We start from the raw sequence: 21,586 nt of genomic DNA, 5'->3' as shown, positions 1-21,586 counted from the left end.
TTACAACCACATAAATAAGCATCATCCAATCATATCACTGCGTAATGATTGGATGATGCTTTTTAAGTAGTTTTTTTATTTTTTATCTGCAAAGATGAACTCTAATTTATTTTCATTTAGTCGTAATTTGGCACTAAATGAGTTTCCTTTTTTACTTTTAAACCCTTTGATGGTTGTGGTTTCTTTCTTCGTCAACAAATCATTTATATTTTTCTTCGTCAACCTTTTTTCGCTCCATTTTTTGGGTAAGGTAAACGTACATCCCTCTCGATAACCGATACATCCATAGAACTTCCCTTTATCAATTATCTCTTTTTGGCAGTTTGGACAAGGTCCCATTGCGTGATCTATTTTGATTTCTTGCACATGTTCTTTCATATTCGAATTTTTAAAAGTTTCAGGAGCTTTATTGATCAAGTGAGTAACAAAATTTGTAATACTCTTTAAAAATGCTTCTTGTGTCCCCTCTTTATTACGTATTTTTTTAAGATATTTCTCCCACTTAGCTGTCATATCTGCATTTGTAATTTCATCATTTTGAATAACTTCACAAAGAATACTACCTTTTTCAGTAACGATTATATTTTTCTTTTGAATGGTTATATATTCTTGTCTCTTAAGCGTTTCAATCACATTTGCACGCGTTGCTTCTGTTCCGATTCCTTCTGTTTCTTTTAAAATATCTTTATTCTCTTTGTTTTCACTAGTTCCCCCAACGTTTTTCATTGCAGTAATTAAGGTTCCTTCTGTGTAATACTTTGGCGGTTGCGTCATCCCTTTTTTAGTTTCCAATGTACTATTTACCGAATCTCCTTTAGAGACATTTGGTAAAGTTCGTTCCACTTCCTGTTTTTCTTTTTTCTCTTTTACATAAAGTTGCTTCCAACCTAGTTGTTTTTCAACTTTTCCAATTGTTTTAAACGGAACTTGATGGATGGTAGTCATTATTTTTGTTTCATCGTAGACATATGGTTTTTCAAAAATTGCTAGTGTTCGATATAAAATTAATTTGTAAAGATTTCGCTCATTATGTGCTAATCGCTCGACATTTATGACCGTTCTAGTCGGAATGATCGCGTAATGCTCTTGAACTTTAGAACCATTTACATAGCGTTTATTTTCATTTAGTTGAGGAGTTTCAATTGTTTCCCCTACTAGATTCAAGTATGTAGAAAGATTTTCTTTTAGATAGGTAAACTCTGGTTTCCCAATAAACGTACAATCCGTTCGGGGATACGAAATAAGTTTCTTTTCATACAATCCTTGGATCGTTTTCAGTGTGTCAGAAGCACCATAGCCAAATTTTTTATTGGCAGCGGCTTGTAAATCTGACAAGCTAAAAAGTTTAGGAGCGTATAGTTTCTTTTCTACGGTTTGCACTTCTTCCACTAATCCTTTTGATGGATCCGTTAGTGCATTTTTTTCTTTAAAGTCGTTTACTTCTTCTTCACTATCGAAACGCTTAGCATATTTCCCTTGATAATCTCCTTTTTCATGTTGGAAATTAGCAAAAAGTTCAAAAAATGGTTTACTAATGAACTGTTCAATTTCTTTATTACGTTTGTAAAGCAAATAAAGAGTAGGGGTTTGTACTCGTCCAATACTAAAAACACCTTGCATACCGTTCTTTTGCATATAAAGAGTGTACAAACGAGATAGGTATAGCGATAGGTAAGTCTTTGAAGTAATCTCCAACTTTTCCCCGCTCCACACCGTGCGTGCGATTTTCACCGCACACGGCGTTCCCTCAATTTAGTTTTATCTTTGTTTCCCTAATCTGGTAACATTTTTGGTTACGTACATTCCCATTTCCTCTTAGTAATCATTTTCATATTGAATAGCTTTGTTACCGACTTTTATACGAAATTTATTAAGCTTGTCTAACTGACTTTGACTTAAGTCAAACGAATTAGATATTGAATAAAATAACCTTGGTTCATTTGTGTGAATCAATTTATGAATATCACTATGAACAATCGTTAGATTGTTATATTTGTCATCTTTAGAGACATGGTAAGGTGTAATATGGTGGCAATGAATTTCATTGAACAACAGCTCACGACCGGATACTGCACATTTACCATGTTGGGCGACAAATTTAGATATTCTATTATCATTATATTCAATCGTTGCTTTTTCGTTAATTACAGGGTTCTTTCGTAACCATTGGAGGACATATTCAGATACAAGGGTTTGGTTTTTGTGTATTTCAGCTCTTCCTGCCGAAGAATACTTACACACACTTTTCTTTTTACCTATTGGTCTTCTGTGCTTGACATATCCAATAGGAATGATGGGACAACCACAAAGAAATCTCATATTTTTAGATTTCATGTATCTTAGAATGCCTTTATCTTTGGTTTTGAATTCACCTGATTTGCTTAAGCCACGTAATCGGTTTTTCATACTCTTAATTGTAGAGTAGTGAACTCCGTTTATATCAGTTGCAACATGCGAAGCAATTCCGTAATAATTGTGAATACCTATCACTAAAGCGTTATATCTACTAATTTCAACAGCTGTTTGATTTGAGTTTGGGCATTTTTGAATTGCACGTATCTGATTTTTGAGTTGAAATCTGATACTCTCGATAGCCTTTTGCGACACGTGAGTGTGCATGACATATCTTTCGCCTTTCTTTTCAGCTTTAATTTCAAAACCTAGGAACGTACTTCGTTCCCTTTGCAGTTCGGTAATCGTTGATTTTTCAGTCGAAATAGGGAGTCTAAGTCTATCCTCCAACCACATCTTACTGGCATTGAAAATGCGTTCAGCGGTGTCTTTGTCCTTACAGAGGATTTTGAAATCATCCGCATATCTGACATAGTAGAATTCTTTTAGTGACGTGCTTGACCTAAGTTTTCGGTAGTGATTAGATTTAACTTCCCCTTTACCTTCGGCATATTGGTTGATAATTTCTTTGCAGCGACGGTCCTGCCACTGATTAGACATCCACCAATCAAACTCATTAAGGTTAATATTAGCAAGCAGGGGTGAAAGTACAGCCCCTTGTGGAGTTCCTTTTGTTGGAATTACCACCTTGCCGTTAGGCATTTTTATTGGAGATTTAAGCATTTTACCAATAATGGCAAGTAACTTTTTATCTCTAATGCCTAAAGTCCATAGCTGTTTTATCAATTTGCTATGACATACTTCATCAAAGAAACCTTTGATATCGACATCAACTACGAACTTACATTGGTTGAAGTTAATTCTGTTTCCACAGGCAACTATTGCTTGTTCTACTGACCTGTTGGGTCTAAAACCATAACTGTGTTCGCTAAATTTCGATTCACAGATTGGTTCCAGCACTTGAAGAATACTTTGTTGTGCCAACCTATCCCATATCGAGCCAATTCCAAGCGGTCTTGTTTTGCCGTTTGGCTTCGGTATATCGACACGTTTGACTTTTCTAGGTTGATACCAAGCAAAGCGTTTCTTCATGATTGTTAGGTATTCATCGGTACTAAGTTTTTCAACATCTTTGATTGTTTGATTATCAATTCCTGCTGTATAACTACCCTTATTCCGTTTTATGTTACGGTATGCAAGAAGTAGATTATCATCAAGAATGACGTATTGCATAAGATTCTTGAAATTTACGTTTTCGGAACTTTTGAGATAGAGCGAATCAAATATATCAGTCATGCCATAGTATTCCGAATGCCTTAGCTTGCTATCTTTCAGTTCCACCGATTGCTTGTTACTCATAGTTAATCACTTCCTTACGGACGTGTTTTAGTTGTCTTACACGAACCTATGAAAAATGATTAGGGTTTCTGATAATTTAAACTAAATTGACTTGTGGCTATTGCTCCGTTCTCATTACAAGAACATCAACGCTCATGCCACTGCTCTCACTAGAACTAAACAAGGTTATTCGCTACTTACGCATTCCCTTATAACGCTTCATAGAGTGTGTCCTCTCCACGTTTCTAGCTTTCCACGTTGCCCTATTTCTATCTATATTACATTAGGTTAGGTGCTGACTATATCCCACCATTTTATCCAACGCCTTTAACGTTGCATGGTCTTTCATAGAATGAATTCTTACTAAACCACAAAATGATGAACCTAGATTTCTCAAGGCCAGTCGTAGGGATGTACATTCGCCAGTTCGTCAGTGTATTACCACATTCTCACCATACTAAGTTTTTAACGACTTCCGGACTATCATATACGGACAATACCTCTATTGCCTTTTCGGTTATTCAATTGAACACTTCGGTATACTTCACCCGACTTCACCGAGCTTCACACTACTTTTGATTACACATTCTACTCGTAGCATGTCGGAGTATTAAAGATAGCGTTTCAAGGCGTTACCCCATCATTCCACTATTCAAAATAGGACTTTATTCCATTTACAGCTTTTCACAGCACGTTTGGAATAAGATAGCTTTTCACTATCTAACGTGTCGCACTCATCCCAACTAACCAATCAGCAATCTGTCTAGTCTCTGCTTCTTTATAGCTAGAATAGAATTCTTCCCCTTCTCGTAATTGACGGAAGCCTTTTTTAATTTCTTCTTTTTCTAGTGAGTTGATCCATAATCGCTTTAAAGGTTTATCACTATTTCCAGAAAGATTAATAATAAGTCGAGCAATTGCTTCTCCTTCGCGGTCTCCATCCGTAGCGATAATAATTTGATCTGCTTTATCTAACTGTTTTTTTACAATTTCGTATTGTTTACTTTTCCCTTTCCCTACTTTAAATTTAAAGTGCTCTGGGATAATGGGCAATGTTTCTAACTGCCATTTCTTAAATTTTTTATCATAATCATCTGGTTCGTAAAGAGACACTAAATGACCAAATCCGTACGTAATCACCGTATCAGGGAAAGCCGGATCCAACACGTTGTAGTATCCGTCCAGACGTTTTGTTTTAGAAAAAGCCTCTGCATAGGCAGAAGCTTGACTTGGCTTTTCAGCAAGTATTACTGTTTTACTCATAGAGATTAAACTCCTTTACCGTTTAAAAGTAGGATTGAACATTACTTAGAAATGCGGTTATCTTTTTCCAATTACTTCTATTTCTATATCTGCACCTAGAGGAAGTTCCAGAACAGCCACACAGGTTCTAGCAGGATATGGTTCTGTAAACTTCGTTTGATACACTTCATTCATCGAATCAAAATGCTTCATACTTGTAAGATATACGTTAACCTTTACGATATGTTCTTCTGTCAGCCCTGCTTCTTCTAAAATTCTGTCTATGTTCTTAAAACATTCTTCTGTTTGTTCTTGAATATTTAATTTGTTTTTTTCTACTGTCAAAGAGTTCTTCGCTGTTTGTCCCGACAAATAAACATAATCACCCGCATCTATGGCATGGGAGTATGGCCCCGAACTCATCACATTTTTTGCAGTATATGCTTTTCTTTTCATGTAAAATCCTCCTTCCTTTTCATAATCAATTTTAAATATGAATCATTCTATTGTATTTCCTAAAGTATATCATGATAACCATTTCTAGTATCTATCCATTTAAAATAAAAAAAGAGAGGATTTCCCCTCTCCTAAAACCTTAAATATTCACTAGCTTTTTATTCAATTGCTTGCTGAACATCTTTCAACATCAACTCGAGCGATTCAATGCCAGAACCGGCTAAATACCAAACTTGAGGGTCTAATGTAATAACAGCCCCTTCTTTAAAAGCAGTCGTTTGCTTTACTAATTCATTATCTGCTAGGTTATTATTACTTGCATCGCCGCCAATCGCTTTCGTACGATCAATTACAAAAATAATATCAGGATTTTGTTCTAAAACATATTCATAGGATACATTCTGTCCATGAGTAGAAGCCTCAATTTGATCATCTGCTGGTTCAAATCCCAACGTTTCATGAATGATTCCAAAACGAGATCCTGGTCCGTATGCAGATAGGCTTCCTTCATTAATTAACAAAATAAGAGCTTTCTTTCCAGAGTCTTCTGCCTCTTTTTTAGTGTGTTCCATTTGTGTCTGTAATGATTCAATTTCATTTGCCACTTCTTGTTCTTTTCCAAACACAGTACCAATCGTTTGAATATTTTTTTGTATAGAAGACCAGATGTTCTTATTGTCTAAACTAAGAAATAGAGTTGGTGCAATCTCTTCTAACTGCTCTTGATAGTCTATTTGTCTATTAGAAATAATAATTAAATCAGGTTGCATTTGATTAATTTTTTCCAAGTCAGGTTCTTTAATTCCACCTGCAGACTCCACTTGTTTATAATCACTTAAATAATCAGGTAAACTAGTTGTTGGTGCCGCAATAACTGATTCACCCACTCCTAATGCATCCATTGTATCCAACATACTATTATCAAAAACCACAACTTTTTCTGGATGTAACGGAACGTTTACTTTACCATTACTATCTTCTACTTCTATAAGTTCACTTGTAACATCACTACTGCTCACTGAACTGGATTGTTCTGTTTCTCCGCAAGCTGTTAAAAATAAAACGGCCCCGACTATCATCAAACCTATTCTATTTTTCTTTATCATATACGTTCCTCTTCTCTCAGTTATAATACATACAAAATTTCTTTCCATCTATTTCATGTATACGAATATCCATCTCATACAGATTTTTCAACGTTTGTTGTTTGATTATTTTTTCCGTCGGTCCATCCGCAAAAACTTCTCCATTTTTAAAAGCAATGATATGATCTGCAAAACCAGCCGCAAAATTGATATCATGTAAGACAATGATAATCGTTTTATTTTTTTCTTTCGCAAAACTTTTCAAAAGATGCATCATCTGATTGGCGTGATTTAAATCTAAATTATTCAATGGCTCATCTAACAAAATGTATTCCGTATCTTGTGCTAATACCATAGCGATATAGACCCGTTGCAACTGACCACCCGACAATGTATGAATAGAATCTTCTGCCATTTCTTGTAAGGCCATTTGATGGATAGATTCTTCTACAATCTCTTTGTCTTTTACAGACAGTCGATCTTTTGAATAAGGGTACCGTCCAAAAGAAACTAAATCGCGTACAGAAATATTTAGTTGAATTCCATTACTCTGTCTTAATATAGCTAGTTTTTTAGCTAAATCTTTCGAATGCCAATTTCTTATTTCATTTTTTTCTAAATAAATCTCACCAGAATAATCAGGCTGTAATCGACTAATTAAAGATAAAAATGTGCTTTTCCCTGCACCATTAGGTCCAATACAAGCAATTAAACCTCCTGGAGCGATTTCTAAATTAATATTTTTCAAAACCAGCTTCTTCTCATATTTTTTACTAATGTTTTTTGCTTTAATCATCTTTTCTTCCTTTCCAGGATTATTTTACCGACAAAAAACAGACCACCGATAAATTGGATGACGGTACTAATGGTTGTTTGCCATTTAAATATTTGTTCTACAAAAAATTGACCCCCAACTAACAAGAGAACTCCAATCAAGAAACAGCCCATAAATAATTGTCGATGTCGATAGGTATCAAAAAAATAATAACCGATTGTTGTAATAATAAAACCTAAAAAGATAGAAGGACCCACTAACGCTGTAGCCACTCCGGTTAACACAGAAATAATAAATAAAACTATTTTTTGAAAATTCTGAACACGAATCCCCAAACTTATCGCCAAATCTCTACCTAGATGAAGAACATCCAATTCTGGAGCAACTTTCCAAAGAATTAGTGAACCAAGTAAAACAAGTATCGCTGCCATCCCGAGTAAATTACTGTCTACATTTGTGAAGTTGGCAAATAATTTCCCTTGAAGTAAATCATACTCATTAGGATCCATGACTACTTGTAAAAAGGTACTGATACTTGAAAATAAAGAACCTAACACCATTCCCACCATCAGAAATAAAAATAGATCTGCTGTGAATGCATCCATAAAAAAATAAATCATAGCGGTACTAAGCGAAGCCATAACGAATACTTGCAAGAGAAACATTCCAACTGAATTTTGTGAGAGAATCTGGACTCCCCCTACATAAAAAAACAAGCTAGTCTGAATCAGAATGTATAGTTGGTCCAAACCTAAAATACCAGGAGTTAAAAAACGATTCCGAGTTAAGGTCTGGAAAGAAAGTGTACTCACAGAAGAAGCAAGAGCTACCAAAATAAAGGCGAGAACTCTTTTCCCTCTTAACTTCAGTGCATACTCCCAATTTCCATAAGTATTGATCGTTAGATAAGCAAAGATTGCCACGATACATAGCAGAAATAGGAACATAATTTTCTTATTCATTGTTTTCTGCTTCATCAGGTTCTCCTCCTTATCAAAAAGTAAAGGAATAGAATTCCTCCAATGACACCCGCTACAACACTAATAGGGATTTCATAGGGAGCAATCAAAACACGTGATAAGATATCGCAAAACAATAAGAAACTACTACCAAATATAACAGTTGGAAGCAGGCTATTTTTTAAATGATCTCCATAGATTAAAGAAACAATATTGGGAACGACTACGCCTAGAAACGGAATGGTTCCTACCATCAATAAAACAGAGCTGCTTCCTAAAGCTACTAGACAAAAAATCATTCGTTGTAAAAGTTGATAGTTTATTCCTAAACTAGTAGCAGTTGTTTCCCCTAAACCGGCAATCGTAATTTGATAAGCAAATACATACAAAAGAATAAAAACAGGGATGGTTACGTAAAGTAATTCGTAACTTCCTTCCATCACGGTCGCAAAGTTTCCTTGTAGCCAGGATGACATATTCTGTACGAGTTGAAATTGATAGGCGAAAAAAGAAGCAACTGCCCCTAAAATATTACCAAACATAATTCCTGTTAACGGAAGAATCATCTGATCTCCTTTAGGTAATACTTTACTCAAACGTAAAAAAAGAATAACACCCACATAAGCAAATACAAACGCAATAAAAGAACGAACAAGAATAGAATGATTCGGCATAAAAATCATTACAAATAAAATTCCAAGTTTAGCACTATCCATCATCCCCATTGTAGATGGGGAAACAAATTTATTTTGCATCAAATGTTGCATGGTTTTTCCAGAGATACTAAGCATCCCACCAGCTAATACTAATGCAATATTTCTTGGAAGACGTGTTTTTCTTAAAAGAAACCACTGTGTGGAATCACCTTCCAGTAGACCTGAAAAAGTAAGTTCATGTGTACCAATGAACATAGAAACAAAAAATAAAAGGAGCAATACCATGACTAATCCAATTCGTTTCATTGACAGCTCCTTTCTTATTGAGAATAGTTCTCATTCTCAGTAAGATAAGTTTAGTTGAACGCTCAACGAAATACAATCCTTTCTTTTAGAAACGATTTGTTTTTATTTTTTTATGAACAAGAGATTAAAAATAAATGAGTTTCCTTCTAACAAATCACTTGTATTTCTAAAAGGGTATGGTACTATTGTTTTAATATTCATTGCTACGAAGAGAAAAAGTAATTTTTGTCTATTTTTAGAGAGTTTGCGGTAGGTGCGAGCAAACAATAGACTCTAGTGAACACACATCTCAGAGCAAGAACGTTGAACAGGTAGGAAATCCTTCCCCTTATTAGACGGACTCGGGTGTGCCCGTTACAGCACGAACGTTTCAATAGGAACGTTCTGAGGTGATTTCTGTGAAGGAATCACAAAAAAAGGTGGAACCACGACATTCAATCGTCCTTTAACTTTCAGTAGAAAGTTAAGGGGCTTTTTTTATTGGAAATAGCACGATGTACGACGTAGAATCATTATTAAAAAATAGAAAGATGGAGGAAAATGATATGAAAAAATTAGTACTATTGTTAATAGCATCTACAAGTTTGCTAGCTGCCTGTGGTGGAACAGTGGAAGGTTCTTCGGTAGGAACCGAGTCGTTAAGCGATGGAACAGGAAAAGAAACGTGGGTGATGGGATTAGATGATACGTTTGCACCTATGGGGTATCAAGATGAAAGTGGTGAAATCGTTGGTTTCGACGTTGATTTAGCAAAAGAAGTCGCAAAACGTTTGGATGTAGAAATTAAATTCCAGCCTATTGATTGGGCAATGAAGGAAACAGAACTAGATACTGAAAATATTGATTTACTTTGGAATGGCTATGCAGTAACACCGGAACGAGCTGAAAAAGTTCTCTTGAGTGAGCCTTATTTAACCAGTGCGCAATCTATTATTGTTTTGAAAGATAGTGAGATTACTACAAAAGCTGATTTAGAAGGGAAATTAATTTCTACCCAACAATCTTCCAGCTCTGTCGATAAAATCAAAGAAGATTCATCTGGAATATACGAAAAATTAGGCGGGGATTTAGTATTGTATCCTTCTAATAATAATTCTTTCAGTGATCTAGAAGCGGGTCGTGTGGATGCAATCGTAGTTGGTGAAGTTTATGGACGCTACTATATGAAACAATTAGACAAAGATATTTTCCGTGTCCTTGATGATAACTTTGGTGAAGATGAGATGGCAGTTGCTTTCAAAAAAGGAAATACAGATTTACAAGAACGTATTAATGAAACTCTGGCCGATATGGAACAAGACGGATCTTTTGATGAGATATATGGCAAATGGTTTTATAGTGAGTAAAAAATAAAAGGACAGAAAATCTCTAAAAGAGATTTCTCTGTCCTTTTTTCTTTTGGGAAATTTTATTGTTCCATTCCATTTCTTAACCACTTTGCTGTTATGGTTTTTGCTTGGAGCATCTTTTCTGGTGTCCCTTCATAAATAATGTGTCCCCCTCTTTTACCACCTTCTGGTCCCATTTCAATTACCCAGTCACTTGCGGCTATAAAATCTAAGTTATGTTCAATAATAATAACTGAATTTCCTTTATCGACTAGATTTTGGAATACATCCAATAGTTTTTCATTATCCTTCATATGCAACCCTAAAGAAGGTTCGTCCAGCAGGTAAATTTGTCCTTCTTTTTTTAATTGACTCGCTAGTTTAAGGCGTTGAACTTCTCCCCCACTTAAAGAACTGGTCGTTTGTCCAATGGTTAAGTAGCCTAATCCTACTTCTTTTAAGGTGTTTATTTTTTTAACAATTTTAGGCATTTCAAAAACATCAACAGCTTCATCCACTGTTAAAGCCAAAACGTCTACTATATTTCTTCCTTTATAATAAAAAGATAAAGCTTCGTCTGAATACCTTGTACCACCACATGACTCACACGTAATCGTCACAGGATCCGCAAACGCTACATCTGGTGTTGTAAATCCTTTACCATGACATACCGGACACGCTCCTAATGAGTTGAAACTGAATAAGCCTGCTGGTTGCCCTGTTTCTTTTGAAAATATTTTCCGTATATCATCCATAACTCCCATATAGGTTGCCAAAGTGGAGCGACTAGAAATTCCGATTCGATCTTGCCCTACTGCGATTGTCTCTGGATATTTCTCCGTAAAGGCTTCTAAAAATAAAGAACTTTTTCCAGACCCAGAGACTCCACAAACAGAAACCAAAACATTTTTCGGTATCTCGACACTAATGTTTTTTAAGTTGTTAATCGTTGCGTTCTCAATAGAAAAGGAATATTTTCCTTTTCTTGGATGTTTATTTAGTTGTAGCTCATGATCTAATGTGGTTGATGCAGATGAACCTTTAAGTCCTTTTGCATTTCCTTGATAAATAATTTCTCCTCCACCTATACCGGCTTCTGGACCCATTTCAATAATCTGATCGGCTGCTTTTATAACCGATAAATCATGTTCGATCACAATTACAGTATTGTGTTGCTTCTTAATCGTCTTCAACATTTCAATCAGTAAACGTACCTCTTCTGGATGTAGACCTGCACTTGGCTCATCAAAAATGTAGGTCATATTATTTAAACTACTACCTAAGTGACGGGCAATTTTTACCCGTTGTGCTTCTCCACCAGATAGCGTTCCCATTTTTCTAGATAAACTTAAATATCCTAATCCCATTTCAATCAGCTGTTTGATAGGAGGAATTGCTTGGCTTGCTACTGATTTACCGAGTGGATCCTTTATTTTTTCTAGTTCTGTTTGGATTTCAGTTAATTCCAAATCATCATATTCTAAAATATTTAAACCATTTATTTTACTATCTAATACTTTAGGATTCAAACCTGAACCATGACAAAGCGGACAAATAGAATGGGTTGATACTGCTAAAACATCTTCTTGAGAGACTTGTTTTAATTTTGTGACATCTCTATTAATATATAATCGCGTAAACCTAGGGAGGAGTCCATCCCATTGTGCGTTATGGGGACCATCTTTTGTATGAAACGGCGCATAGATGGTGCCTCCTCCTGGAGGACCGTCTAATAGAAGTCTACGATTTTCTTCGCTATACTCTTTAATTGGTTTATCTGGATCAAATAGTCCACAAGTCATCATCCATTGTCCTTGCCAGCCTGAGGGAGATAAGGGTTTGAATTGAACTGCATATTCTCGCAGAGTTTTATCAAAATCAACCAGTTTATTGACATCTGGTGTAACTACTTCACCAAATCCATCACATTTGGGACACCTTCCAAACGTACTATGCATAGAATAATCTGTAGCTGAACCTATGGAAGGATCTCCAATTCGGGAAAATAATAATCTAATTAATGGATCGATATCCATATACGTACCGACAGTAGAACGAGAATTGCCACCAACGGCTCTTTGTTCTACTACAACTACTGGACTTAAATTTTGCATCAGATCTGCATGAGGTCTCTCGTACCTGGGCATTTGATTTCGAACGTAGAGAGGATAATTCATCGTCATTTGTCTTCTACTCTCGGTTGCAAGTGTATCAAAAACAACTGAACTTTTTCCAGATCCTGAAAGTCCCGTAAAGACATTAATTGTTCCCTTAGGAATATTCAAATCAATGTTTTTTAAATTATTTTCTTTTAGTCCTCTTAAAATAATTTCATCTCTATTTTCTGACATATCCTCACCCTTTTCCTTCCTACTTGGATAAAATTACTACCTCTACAGTACGAGACATCTATGGGAAATACAAAGAATTTGAATGATCGTAATAGATCATCAACTCTTGACTCAGATCAATTTCTTTTTCTGGTCCTTCCTTTAAAATGAATATACAACAAAAAGAAAAGAGGAAGTAATGATGAATAAGAAGCCTACTTTTAAAGAATATATGGAGAAGGAAAGAGATACGTTGGAAATGTATACAAAAGCAATTGCAAAAGTCCATGGTCCTCATCATCCAGAAATCATTGAAATCAGAAGGATATTTGAAACGTTAGAAGAAAAAATAGCAACAGATTCTACTGATTTTGCTACTGAATTCAAAAATCTAAGAACACTAACTAATGACTATCAAGCTCCACAGGATACTTGTGAAACGACTGTTGCTACTTATGAACTACTAAAGGAAGCAGACCGTTTGTATCAAACAAAATAAAACACACAAAAAATGCCTGGATGAGAGGAAAAATTCTCATCCGGGCATTTTTGTCTAGATTAATTAATAAGACTCTGAAGCTCCAGAAACAGCATCTACTGTTTCTCCTTCATCTTTAACAGATGCACTGGATACAGCATCCACATTTCCTTCTAATTTCATACCAGTTTGTTCTAAGTACCAGTCTACAATTGGTTTAAAGTCTAAAATGTATTCATTAACTCCTACATAATTTCCTTCTGGATCATGCATCGCTTGGTAATTATGAACCACAAATTTATCAGGTCCGTGTGTAGGTACATTTACTCGAACAGAATCCATTGCTCCAGAACGTAATTGTTGAAGAACCCACTCTACTCCCTTGAATGATTTTTCAGGGTGACATTTTGCTAGAGGATTTCCTACTTGTCCAGGAGTACGACCTGCCAACATTTCTTCCATTGGTTTTGTATGGTTGTAGTATAAGAACTGGTTATTGCTATCTGCATAAGTCAATTCCATAGGCATAGAAGATAAGAAGTAGTTCAATTGATCTACAGTCAAAAGACCACGATCGAGTTTCACATACGTATTTCCTTCTACTGCATCAACTAATTCAGCAGCTTGCTCCAGCCAATCATCTGCTTCCATATCTACGCCTTCAATAGTTGTATCAACTTTACCAGTTGCATGTAAATCTTCTGGTTTAGCTGCTTCTTTTTTAGGTGCTTCTAAAACGGTAACCACATTGATAAATTTAACAAACTTTTCTAGGCAAGTTTTTAAGAAATCAATGGTTCCTTGGTCTTTCAAACGATCCTTTTCGTCGAATGCTTCTTTTACTTTTCCAAGTAAAAATTCATTACCGGGCATAACCATTGCATTTACACCTGGAGCATCTAATATCTGACGTAAATGTAATTGTGCGCGTGAAGAACCTTGATCATAGTAAGAAGCCCCTACAATCATTACTGGCTTTTCATCTAATGAATGAATATTGAACGATAACCATTCTAATACACTTTTCAATGCTGCTGGAATTGTGTGATTATGTTCTGGTGTTGCGATGATTACGCCATCTGCATTCAAAATTTTTCTATGAATATTTTGAATAGGAGCGCTGTTCGTTTGGTCGTTACTTTGGTTAAATAAAGGAATATCCTTGATTTCAATTACTTCAAAATCAAACATACTGCCAAACTGTTTTTCTATAAATTGCAATAATTTACGGTTATATGATAATTCTGCGTTAGATCCTACAATTCCTACTATTTTCACTATAGACAACTCCTATTTTATATTTCTTCCCAAGAAAAATCTGCTGCTGCTTTTTTATTAAGAGCATGTGCGTGGTTTAATTGATTAGTGATTTCTACAAAAGTCAAAAAGTCTGCAAATAATTCTTCTAATTTTTCTACGTGCTCTTGATTATTCAAGTTATTATCTTTGTCAAACGCTTGTAGAGAATGACTCAATAAGAATTCTGAACTAGGCATAATACGAGCTTTTAATTCTGGAGCATCTAATATCTGACGCAAGTGCATTTGTGCTCTAGAAGAACCAAGTGTTCCGTAAGAAGCTCCCGTAATCATTACTGGTTTGTCAACAAATGGGTAAATTCCATAAGACAACCAATTTAGGGCATTACTTAGTGCTGCAGGAACAGAGTGATCATATTCAGGAGTGCTAATAATAACTCCAGCTGCCTCATCAATTTTTTTAGCGATTTTTGCTACTTCTTCAGGAATGGTTCGATCGGCAGGTTTATTAAAGATTGGAACCTCTTTAATTTCTACGATTTCAATTTCTGCTTTATCTGAAAAATGTTTTTCCATAAATTGTAGCAACTGACGATTGGTAGAGCGATCTGAATTTGTTCCTACTAAACCGATAAACTTTTGCATGTTATTACTTCCTTCCAATTCATTAATCTATATTGATTAAATGTTTTTTTTCATCATTTCTTTTAGACCATTCGAATAAAGAATCGTGCCATCTTTTTTAATAAGCAGTCCTTCTATTCCTTCTAGTTGATTTAACTGATTAATCACATCTTGTGCCGGTTTCCCATATAAGCGAGTGGTCCATATTTCACCATCCACTGATTGTTCAGACTGGATGGTTAAACTAGCAACATCCGTCGTAAGTGGATATCCCGTGTGGGAATCAAGAATATGGTGATAGGTTTGTCCACCACTACTCAAACTTCTTTCATAAATGCCAGAGGTCACAACGGACTGATTGGCAATTTTTAAAGTGACCATATATTGATTACGAGGAAGCAACGGATTTTGAATGCCGATGTTCCAATTTTTTTTATCTGCAGAACGAGAAGGTCCTAGTCCTACGATGTTTCCACCTAAATTGATTAAGGCCGATGATACATTCATATTTTTTAAATACTCTATAAGCAAATCAGCTATGTATCCTTTTGCGAGTGCTCCTAGGTCAATGAGCATTCCTTTTTGTTTTAAAAAAACAGTTTGCTCTTCATCATTTAAGATAATATTTTTTGGATTCGTTATTTGAAGCAATCTTTGGATTTCTTCATCAGAAGGAACTTTTGCATCACTAAATCCAATCCGCCACGTTTGAACCAAAGGACCGATGGCAATATTTAAATTACTTTCTGGTGCGCAACTATGAATGGTACCGATTTTTATTAATTCATATAGCTCAGGATGAACAGAAACTGGCTGAATGCCTGCCTGTTTATTAATCATCATTAATTCAGAATCAGAGCTATTTGCACTAAAGCGATGTTCATATCGTTCCAAACGTTTGATTACTTCCGTTAACAGCTCCTCAGCAGAATCATGTTCGATCAACAAATCAATGACGGTTCCCATCAAATGAACTGTTTTTCTCTTTTGTACCATGTTTTTTCCACTTCTTTCACTTCTAAGCGTTTGCGAGCACCTCTTTTTCTAAAAGGGCTAATTCCTTCAGTGCTATTGAATTACGATTGACTTTCGAATAGGCTCTTGCATCATAAATCAGTTCCAAGATTACTTCTTGTGGCTGATTTTGTATAATTGCATTTTTCGCCAACTGAATGGCTGCACGGGCAATATAATAGGTAACGTGATTATCTGAACAAATTGAGATAGCATATCGAAGCAGAGCATTGCTAATTTCTAGTTCGTGAATGTCTGAATAAAAGACTCCACAGTTAAAGACGATATTCAGTACTCTCCAAGTATCTTCCATTATGTTAGTAGGATAGTTGTAAATTTTCTCAAGTACTTTATTAAAATAAAACTCCGCTTTTTCTTGATCTTTCTCACGGGAATAGATCATGCCAATTCCTGTATAAGCTAACAGACGAAAAATTTCTGACTCATTCGTTTGTTCTTCTAATAAAATTTGATCAAACATGAATAAAGTATCAATCACTGCCCCATTTTGAAAAATCATAATAAAGCCTTTTATATAATGATAACGAAGTGCTAAATTAGGATCTTCAATTTCACCAATGGGAATAATCTCCAATAATGTTGCTGCTTGTTCATACTCACTGGTAATGAGAAAAAACTCAGCTTTATTCATTTTTTCAATGGTATCGCTGTATTTCACACCTACTTTAGGAAATAATTCACCTAAAGGTAAATTCAGTCGATTACAAAGTTTAATAAGAATTTTTAAGTTCGGAACTTGTCCATTATTTTCAAAACGGCTTAAGGTAGCTTGTGTACAAATACCATCTGCTAAGTCAATCTGTGAAAAACCCATTACTTTTCGGGCCTCTATAAATCGTTCAATATTGATAGCTTTCCCTCCTATAAGTGGAAAACGTAATTGTTTGTGCGTACATTCACATCATTTCTACATAACTGAGTATACTCTTTTAGTATATTATCGTCAAGGGAATATATAAAAAAATATATACACCCCTCTCTCATCTAAGAGAAAGGGGTGTATCTTGGATGTTTCATCTATTATTCTTTGCTTTCCAAAGTAAATTTTATTATTTTAATTAACTTTCTCTAAATACAAATGAAGTACTAAATAAAAGACCCACGTGATTATATAGGATACTCCAATTATAATAGAAACTAGTTCGTATCCTTTTACTAGTGAATATAAAAATATGCTAAGGCTTAAAATCATCGTAAGAATGAGCGTGTAGGAAGAAGTTTTCCCATTAATGATTTGTCCTCTTTCATCATTTTGTTCCCTTTCGATTTCTTTTATAATGTTTTTATATTTTTTTCTTGAATAAAAATAATAAAGGAAACTAATCACACTCGCGCTTATAAAACTAGATAAATAATATAAAGTTCTATTCTCTCCACCCATCAGTGAATATCCAATCGTTCCTACCATATATCCAATAAAACCAGTAAGAAATATATGAATAGAATATCTTTTTTTAGTCATCCTTACTTTCCTCCTTATAAATAAAAATAGACTCGATTTCTTTACCAAAGTATCGTGAGATTTTAAACGCTAGTAGAAGCGATGGATTGTATCTGCCGTTTTCAAGAGAACTGATTGTTTGTCTGGATACATCCAATGTAGCTGCGAGCATTTCTTGACTTAAACCCTTTTCTTTTCTAAGTTCTTCTAGTTTATTATCCAAATCATATGCCCTCCATTTAGATATTCAAGTAGAACATATGTAAAGCTCCCTTTACATATATACTATAATAAAAGCGCACTCATGTCAAGTTTCCTTTACATACGTGCGCTATATTTTTTTGAATATTTCAGGTTATAACTCGAAGAGGTGAAGAAGTAGGTTCTTCCGCATTAATTTTAAATGTATAGCGGTGCCCTTGAGTCATGCTATGGTAAAAACCGTCTCCATCATACAATTGGAATACTTGAGATCCCTGACGATCGCTATTATCAGGATAAACGTGTTTCACATATGGATTCCCTGCTAATACTTCCTCTAAATGTTCTTTTCCAACTTCACGAACTTTTCCTTCAATCCGAATAACTTGAATCAGGTAACCATCTTCAGACATAGCTGTAATCGCAACATGAGGATTGTGCTGGAGTTGTTTATAAAAATTGGTTCTTGGATGTGTCATGAAAAATATACCCTGTTCATTAGCTACTCCTATATGTGCATGACGTGCATGTGGTTTATTTTCTTCATCAACTGTAGCGAAAATGGCTACTTTCATTTGATCTTGTAAGACTTTTAAAATATCTTCTATCTCCATACTTGCACTCCTTTTTTAATAAAATGTACTTCTTTTTTATTTGAAAGTATAACCATTATATCATACTTTTTCTTGACAAATGAATTGTTTGTATGTTTTATCACAATTTTCAAAATCTAATTTTTACTCTAGATACGTTCTCAAATAAGAACTAACTCCTTTAATCTTTTTTAAATGAAGAAAAAAGAGAACTTTGTGATGTTTTACGTTTGATACTTCTAAAATTAATATCTAGCTTTTATTATGAACATTCAATGAAAAGAGGTCAAAACAGAAAACATTCGGTATAATACGAGAAAGGCTTGTTAATTAACAAGAAATGAATTCAGATGATGAAGAGGGATAAAATGAGAAATATAAAAATGACTATCGAATACGACGGTGGAAGATACTTAGGCTGGCAACGTCTAGGAGATTCCGATCGAACCATTCAAGGGAAAATAGAAAGTACTTTATCTGACATGACAGGAACAAAGATAGAAATTGTTGGTTCTGGTCGGACAGACGCTGGGACTCACGCGAAAGGACAAGTAGCCAACTTCAAGACAACTTCTGACATGGACGTAGAGGCAATGCAAAATTTTCTAAATCGTTATCTTCCCCGTGACATTGTCGTTAAAAAATTAGTAGATGCTTCGGAACGATTTCATTCTCGCTACCATGCTGTTAAAAAACAGTATAGTTATTACGTCTGGAATCATCAGGTTCCTTCTGCTTTTGAACGAAAATATAGCTACCTATATCCAGACCACCTTGATGTCGACAAGATCAATGCCGCGTGTAAAAAACTGACAGGAACCCATGACTTTATTGGATTCTCTTCTCTTAAGAAATCTAAAAAATCAACCGAAAGAACCATTGAAGAAATCACGATGCACCGAGAAGGAAACTTAATTCGTTTTACATTTGTAGGAGATGGGTTTCTATATAATATGGTCCGAATTATTATGGGCACACTTCTAGAAATTGGGTCTGGCCTGCAAGAACCAGAATATATTGATGCGATTTTTAAGAGCAAAATTAGAAGTGATGCTGGAATGACCCTCCCGTCACAAGCTTTATTCCTAGATGAAGTTTATTACGATTAAAGGAAGTCGTGAGATGATCGATTCCTCTATACAAAAAAGCCGCTTGACTTTTATTGGATATACAATATGGTAAATAAGAACGTCTATTATTGAATGAAGGAAGGGTTCTATGCGTATTAATAAATACATTAGTGAAGCAGGAAAAGCTTCCCGACGAGGTGCCGACAAACTCATTACAGAAGGTCGCGTAACTCTCAACGGAAAAAAGGCTACAATTGGTGGCTAGGTAAAACCGGGTGATGAAGTAAAAGTAGACGGCAATCAAATTTTTGTAGCCAGAAATAATGTTTATATTGCTTTAAACAAGCCTGTAGGAATTACGAGTACAACTGAAAAAGGTGTTAAAGGGAATATCGTAGACTTAGTTAATCACTCGATTCCTGTCTTTCACATTGGTAGACTGGATAAGGACTCTGAAGGATTAATACTCCTAACAAACGACGGAGATATTGTTAATGAAATTCTGCGTTCTGAAAATCGACATGAGAAAGAATACATCGTCTCCGTCGATCGTCCCATTACTCCTGAATTTTTAAAAGATATGTCTGAAGGTGTAGAAATATTAGATACAACGACTCTTCCTTGTGAAATTGAACAACTTTCTAAATATGATTTTAAAATTATTCTTACTCAAGGTCTCAATCGACAAATTCGTCGGATGTGTGAAACGTTGGGATATAATGTTTTTCGATTACAAAGAATTCGTGTCATGAATATTCAATTAAATAGCCTTCCTGTAGGTCAATGGCGATATCTATCCAAAAAAGAAAAGGATCGCTTATTCAAAGACTTAGACTATGAACCGAGAGAATGGTAGATCCGCAAATAATATTTGATTCAAAAAATTAAAAAAGAGATAATCAAGTTGCTTTTTAAGAAGCTCCTCGATCATCTCTTTTTGTATGTATACTAGCTTATCTTTTTAAGTAGAATCTGTAATTCTATTTTTTGTTGTTTTAATTCATTTTCTAATTCTTGAATCTCTTGTACTTTTTCAATAACTAGATCTTTCATTTCTATTTTCTCTCTATTATTTTCTGTATTCTTGTTGGACTTATATTGATGATAAAGCATTGCTCCAGCATAACTCTTCGGTCCACCATTTTCTTCCATTCGTTCACAACTTAAAATTTGTTCTTTGGTCAATATCATTTTTTATCTCTCCTTTTGTTTTTTTGAAAACAAAAAACCCTTCTTTAAACAAGAAGAGTTGAGATAGAACGTTCACTCTCCTTATCTTTCAGATTTCTCTGCAGGATTTAGCACCGTGCTTGCGTGAGTACACAAGTCGGTTGCTGAGATTTCATAGGGCCAGCCCCTCAATCTCTCTTGATAAAGAAGTTATTTAGTTTTCATACTTATTATCGCAGTACAGTAGCTCTTTTTCAAGTGAATTCTATTTGCTCATTTGATTCATTAATTGACTATTTTTCCTTTTCATCAATTTGTGCTTCTTTTGGGTAAATAATTTTCGAACCTTCTACAACAGCTTTTGCACCATACAGTCCAATTTCATGTGGAATTGTTTTTTTCTCTGTCATAATATGATGAACCGTTAATCCTTTTAAGGCTAAATTATTTGAAATAATCAGGCGATGGCATCTCCATGGAACACTTTCCGAACACATATAACATACTCGTTTATCTTTCTCTAAAGCAACCAATTCATGAAGAGCCTCTTCGTATTCTTTTGTCAGGCTATAGGCTGCGTAGTTCTGAAAAGAATTATTTCTCCATCCATCTACTAATGACTCATCTATGTCATGATTTTTCTTTCTCCTACCGCCTAATGACGGCATATGTATATACTGAATACCGTTTTCCGGAATCCACTTTTCCATGTTTTCTTTATTAAATTGCGGCATGTAATTACTACCAGGATACGAGCGTACATCTACTAAAGCTTCTATATCATAGGATTGTAGCAAAGAAATAAACTCTTCTTCACTATGAGTGGAGTGACCAATTGTATAAATATTCAATCAAAACCCTCCTTTCCTTTTGAAGAACTACTTTAAA

22 protein-coding genes, 1 pseudogene, 1 riboswitch and 1 other annotated feature are annotated in these 21,586 nt (G+C 35.0%); of the genes and pseudogenes, 5 read left to right on the top strand and 18 right to left on the bottom strand.

All coding sequences use genetic code 11. From position 1 onward, the window contains the following. Positions 1 to 75: 75 nt before the first annotated feature. From LZ578_RS02410 to LZ578_RS02375, 8 genes and pseudogenes are all read right to left on the bottom strand, one after another. The gene (locus LZ578_RS02410) at positions 76 to 1,695 is read right to left on the bottom strand and encodes a type IA DNA topoisomerase (protein WP_235145761.1); all 1,620 of its coding nucleotides are present in this window, start codon (positions 1,693 to 1,695) and stop codon (positions 76 to 78) included. Between the two features lie 120 nt (positions 1,696 to 1,815). Further along, positions 1,816 to 3,711: a group II intron reverse transcriptase/maturase gene (gene ltrA, locus LZ578_RS02405; protein ID WP_235145760.1), complete on the bottom strand. Its 1,896-nt coding sequence runs from the start codon at positions 3,709 to 3,711 to the stop codon at positions 1,816 to 1,818. Between the two features lie 705 nt (positions 3,712 to 4,416). Beyond that, a pseudogene (locus tag LZ578_RS02400) lies at positions 4,417 to 4,953 on the bottom strand (toprim domain-containing protein); the annotation flags it as partial. Positions 4,954 to 5,010: 57 nt separating this feature from the next. Continuing rightward, positions 5,011 to 5,388: a RidA family protein gene (locus tag LZ578_RS02395; RefSeq protein ID WP_235145759.1), complete on the bottom strand. Its 378-nt coding sequence runs from the start codon at positions 5,386 to 5,388 to the stop codon at positions 5,011 to 5,013. Positions 5,389 to 5,546: 158 nt separating this feature from the next. Next, a complete protein-coding gene (locus tag LZ578_RS02390; RefSeq protein ID WP_235146379.1) occupies positions 5,547 to 6,491 on the bottom strand; it encodes a siderophore ABC transporter substrate-binding protein in 945 nt (314 codons plus the stop codon). Positions 6,492 to 6,510: 19 nt separating this feature from the next. Further along, entirely contained in the window at positions 6,511 to 7,269 is a 759-nt protein-coding gene (locus LZ578_RS02385; protein ID WP_235145758.1) for an ABC transporter ATP-binding protein, read from the bottom strand. Further along, positions 7,266 to 8,210 carry an iron chelate uptake ABC transporter family permease subunit gene (locus tag LZ578_RS02380; protein ID WP_235146378.1) on the bottom strand — a complete coding sequence of 315 codons (945 nt, stop codon included), beginning with the start codon at positions 8,208 to 8,210 and terminating at the stop codon, positions 7,266 to 7,268. Before LZ578_RS02380 ends, LZ578_RS02385 begins: the two co-directional genes overlap by 4 nt. 14 nt (positions 8,211 to 8,224) lie before the next feature. Continuing rightward, positions 8,225 to 9,169 carry an ABC transporter permease gene (locus LZ578_RS02375; protein WP_235145757.1) on the bottom strand — a complete coding sequence of 315 codons (945 nt, stop codon included), beginning with the start codon at positions 9,167 to 9,169 and terminating at the stop codon, positions 8,225 to 8,227. A gap of 196 nt (positions 9,170 to 9,365) precedes the next feature. After that, positions 9,366 to 9,618 (top strand) — a binding site (T-box leader). Between the two features lie 96 nt (positions 9,619 to 9,714). Between LZ578_RS02375 and LZ578_RS02370 the strand changes: the two genes are divergently transcribed. Further along, positions 9,715 to 10,515 (top strand): amino acid ABC transporter substrate-binding protein, encoded by an 801-nt coding sequence (locus LZ578_RS02370; protein WP_235145756.1) that lies wholly within the window; start codon positions 9,715 to 9,717, stop codon positions 10,513 to 10,515. A gap of 62 nt (positions 10,516 to 10,577) precedes the next feature. Here the strand turns inward: LZ578_RS02370 and LZ578_RS02365 are convergent, their stop codons facing one another. Further along, positions 10,578 to 12,848, bottom strand: coding sequence for an ATP-binding cassette domain-containing protein (locus LZ578_RS02365; RefSeq protein ID WP_235145755.1), 2,271 nt, complete (start codon positions 12,846 to 12,848; stop codon positions 10,578 to 10,580). Between the two features lie 178 nt (positions 12,849 to 13,026). Here LZ578_RS02365 and LZ578_RS02360 point away from each other — a divergent pair, with 178 nt between their 5' ends. Next, positions 13,027 to 13,326, top strand: coding sequence for an iron-sulfur cluster repair di-iron protein, ric (locus tag LZ578_RS02360; RefSeq protein ID WP_235145754.1), 300 nt, complete (start codon positions 13,027 to 13,029; stop codon positions 13,324 to 13,326). Positions 13,327 to 13,389: 63 nt separating this feature from the next. On the opposite strand, the gene LZ578_RS02355 is transcribed toward LZ578_RS02360, so the two are convergent. The 7 genes from LZ578_RS02355 to LZ578_RS02325 all read right to left on the bottom strand — a co-directional run bounded on the left by LZ578_RS02355 (position 13,390) and on the right by LZ578_RS02325 (position 18,479). After that, positions 13,390 to 14,583 carry an NAD(P)H-dependent oxidoreductase gene (locus LZ578_RS02355; protein WP_235145753.1) on the bottom strand — a complete coding sequence of 398 codons (1,194 nt, stop codon included), beginning with the start codon at positions 14,581 to 14,583 and terminating at the stop codon, positions 13,390 to 13,392. Positions 14,584 to 14,600: 17 nt separating this feature from the next. Beyond that, complete coding sequence (locus LZ578_RS02350) at positions 14,601 to 15,209, bottom strand: NADPH-dependent FMN reductase (protein WP_235145752.1); 609 nt, start codon at positions 15,207 to 15,209, stop codon at positions 14,601 to 14,603. A gap of 36 nt (positions 15,210 to 15,245) precedes the next feature. Next, positions 15,246 to 16,184, bottom strand: coding sequence for an FAD:protein FMN transferase (locus LZ578_RS02345; protein WP_235145751.1), 939 nt, complete (start codon positions 16,182 to 16,184; stop codon positions 15,246 to 15,248). A 22-nt stretch (positions 16,185 to 16,206) separates the two neighbouring features. Beyond that, positions 16,207 to 17,073: a helix-turn-helix domain-containing protein gene (locus tag LZ578_RS02340; RefSeq protein WP_255763970.1), complete on the bottom strand. Its 867-nt coding sequence runs from the start codon at positions 17,071 to 17,073 to the stop codon at positions 16,207 to 16,209. A 204-nt stretch (positions 17,074 to 17,277) separates the two neighbouring features. Next, a complete protein-coding gene (locus LZ578_RS02335; RefSeq protein ID WP_235145749.1) occupies positions 17,278 to 17,685 on the bottom strand; it encodes a hypothetical protein in 408 nt (135 codons plus the stop codon). Then, the gene (locus LZ578_RS02330; RefSeq protein ID WP_235145748.1) at positions 17,678 to 17,887 is read right to left on the bottom strand and encodes a helix-turn-helix transcriptional regulator; all 210 of its coding nucleotides are present in this window, start codon (positions 17,885 to 17,887) and stop codon (positions 17,678 to 17,680) included. The genes LZ578_RS02335 and LZ578_RS02330 overlap by 8 nt, the downstream gene beginning before the upstream one ends. 127 nt (positions 17,888 to 18,014) lie before the next feature. Further along, entirely contained in the window at positions 18,015 to 18,479 is a 465-nt protein-coding gene (locus LZ578_RS02325) for a pyridoxamine 5'-phosphate oxidase family protein (RefSeq protein WP_235145747.1), read from the bottom strand. Positions 18,480 to 18,826: 347 nt separating this feature from the next. Here LZ578_RS02325 and truA point away from each other — a divergent pair, with 347 nt between their 5' ends. The 3 genes from truA to LZ578_RS02310 all read left to right on the top strand — a co-directional run bounded on the left by truA (position 18,827) and on the right by LZ578_RS02310 (position 20,384). Next, positions 18,827 to 19,567 (top strand): tRNA pseudouridine(38-40) synthase TruA, encoded by a 741-nt coding sequence (truA, locus tag LZ578_RS02320; RefSeq protein WP_235145746.1) that lies wholly within the window; start codon positions 18,827 to 18,829, stop codon positions 19,565 to 19,567. Between the two features lie 109 nt (positions 19,568 to 19,676). Next, the gene (locus tag LZ578_RS02315) at positions 19,677 to 19,793 is read left to right on the top strand and encodes a S4 domain-containing protein (protein ID WP_235145745.1); all 117 of its coding nucleotides are present in this window, start codon (positions 19,677 to 19,679) and stop codon (positions 19,791 to 19,793) included. 39 nt (positions 19,794 to 19,832) lie between these two features. Next, positions 19,833 to 20,384: a 23S rRNA pseudouridine(2604) synthase RluF gene (locus LZ578_RS02310; protein WP_311198606.1), complete on the top strand. Its 552-nt coding sequence runs from the start codon at positions 19,833 to 19,835 to the stop codon at positions 20,382 to 20,384. 92 nt (positions 20,385 to 20,476) lie between these two features. On the opposite strand, the gene LZ578_RS02305 is transcribed toward LZ578_RS02310, so the two are convergent. Both LZ578_RS02305 and LZ578_RS02300 read right to left on the bottom strand, forming a co-directional pair. Then, positions 20,477 to 20,719, bottom strand: coding sequence for a hypothetical protein (locus LZ578_RS02305; RefSeq protein WP_235145744.1), 243 nt, complete (start codon positions 20,717 to 20,719; stop codon positions 20,477 to 20,479). 78 nt (positions 20,720 to 20,797) lie between these two features. Further along, positions 20,798 to 20,906, bottom strand: a riboswitch (SAM riboswitch). An 85-nt stretch (positions 20,907 to 20,991) separates the two neighbouring features. After that, positions 20,992 to 21,549 carry a DUF488 family protein gene (locus tag LZ578_RS02300; RefSeq protein WP_235145743.1) on the bottom strand — a complete coding sequence of 186 codons (558 nt, stop codon included), beginning with the start codon at positions 21,547 to 21,549 and terminating at the stop codon, positions 20,992 to 20,994. Positions 21,550 to 21,586: the final 37 nt, after the last annotated feature.

It is taken from the genome of Jeotgalibaca sp. MA1X17-3 (assembly GCF_021513155.1).
GTDB lineage: Bacteria > Bacillota > Bacilli > Lactobacillales > Aerococcaceae > Jeotgalibaca.
Note: the sequence above shows the minus strand (reverse complement) of the source record. Positions and strands in the feature narration are given on the sequence as shown.

What these genes read in the sequence shown, in the direction of transcription:
- ltrA (WP_235145760.1), bottom strand. Translation starts at nt 3,711, where the DNA reads ATGAGTAACAAGCAATCGGTGGAACTGAAAGATAGCAAGCTAAGGCAT.
- LZ578_RS02395 (WP_235145759.1), bottom strand. Translation starts at nt 5,388, where the DNA reads ATGAAAAGAAAAGCATATACTGCAAAAAATGTGATGAGTTCGGGGCCA.
- LZ578_RS02385 (WP_235145758.1), bottom strand. Translation starts at nt 7,269, where the DNA reads ATGATTAAAGCAAAAAACATTAGTAAAAAATATGAGAAGAAGCTGGTT.
- LZ578_RS02380 (WP_235146378.1), bottom strand. Translation starts at nt 8,210, where the DNA reads ATGAATAAGAAAATTATGTTCCTATTTCTGCTATGTATCGTGGCAATC.
- LZ578_RS02375 (WP_235145757.1), bottom strand. Translation starts at nt 9,169, where the DNA reads ATGAAACGAATTGGATTAGTCATGGTATTGCTCCTTTTATTTTTTGTT.
- LZ578_RS02370 (WP_235145756.1), top strand. Translation starts at nt 9,715, where the DNA reads ATGAAAAAATTAGTACTATTGTTAATAGCATCTACAAGTTTGCTAGCT.
- LZ578_RS02365 (WP_235145755.1), bottom strand. Translation starts at nt 12,848, where the DNA reads ATGTCAGAAAATAGAGATGAAATTATTTTAAGAGGACTAAAAGAAAAT.
- LZ578_RS02360 (WP_235145754.1), top strand. Translation starts at nt 13,027, where the DNA reads ATGATGAATAAGAAGCCTACTTTTAAAGAATATATGGAGAAGGAAAGA.
- LZ578_RS02350 (WP_235145752.1), bottom strand. Translation starts at nt 15,209, where the DNA reads ATGCAAAAGTTTATCGGTTTAGTAGGAACAAATTCAGATCGCTCTACC.
- LZ578_RS02345 (WP_235145751.1), bottom strand. Translation starts at nt 16,184, where the DNA reads ATGGTACAAAAGAGAAAAACAGTTCATTTGATGGGAACCGTCATTGAT.
- LZ578_RS02335 (WP_235145749.1), bottom strand. Translation starts at nt 17,685, where the DNA reads ATGACTAAAAAAAGATATTCTATTCATATATTTCTTACTGGTTTTATT.
- LZ578_RS02325 (WP_235145747.1), bottom strand. Translation starts at nt 18,479, where the DNA reads ATGGAGATAGAAGATATTTTAAAAGTCTTACAAGATCAAATGAAAGTA.
- truA (WP_235145746.1), top strand. Translation starts at nt 18,827, where the DNA reads ATGAGAAATATAAAAATGACTATCGAATACGACGGTGGAAGATACTTA.
- LZ578_RS02315 (WP_235145745.1), top strand. Translation starts at nt 19,677, where the DNA reads ATGCGTATTAATAAATACATTAGTGAAGCAGGAAAAGCTTCCCGACGA.
- LZ578_RS02305 (WP_235145744.1), bottom strand. Translation starts at nt 20,719, where the DNA reads ATGATATTGACCAAAGAACAAATTTTAAGTTGTGAACGAATGGAAGAA.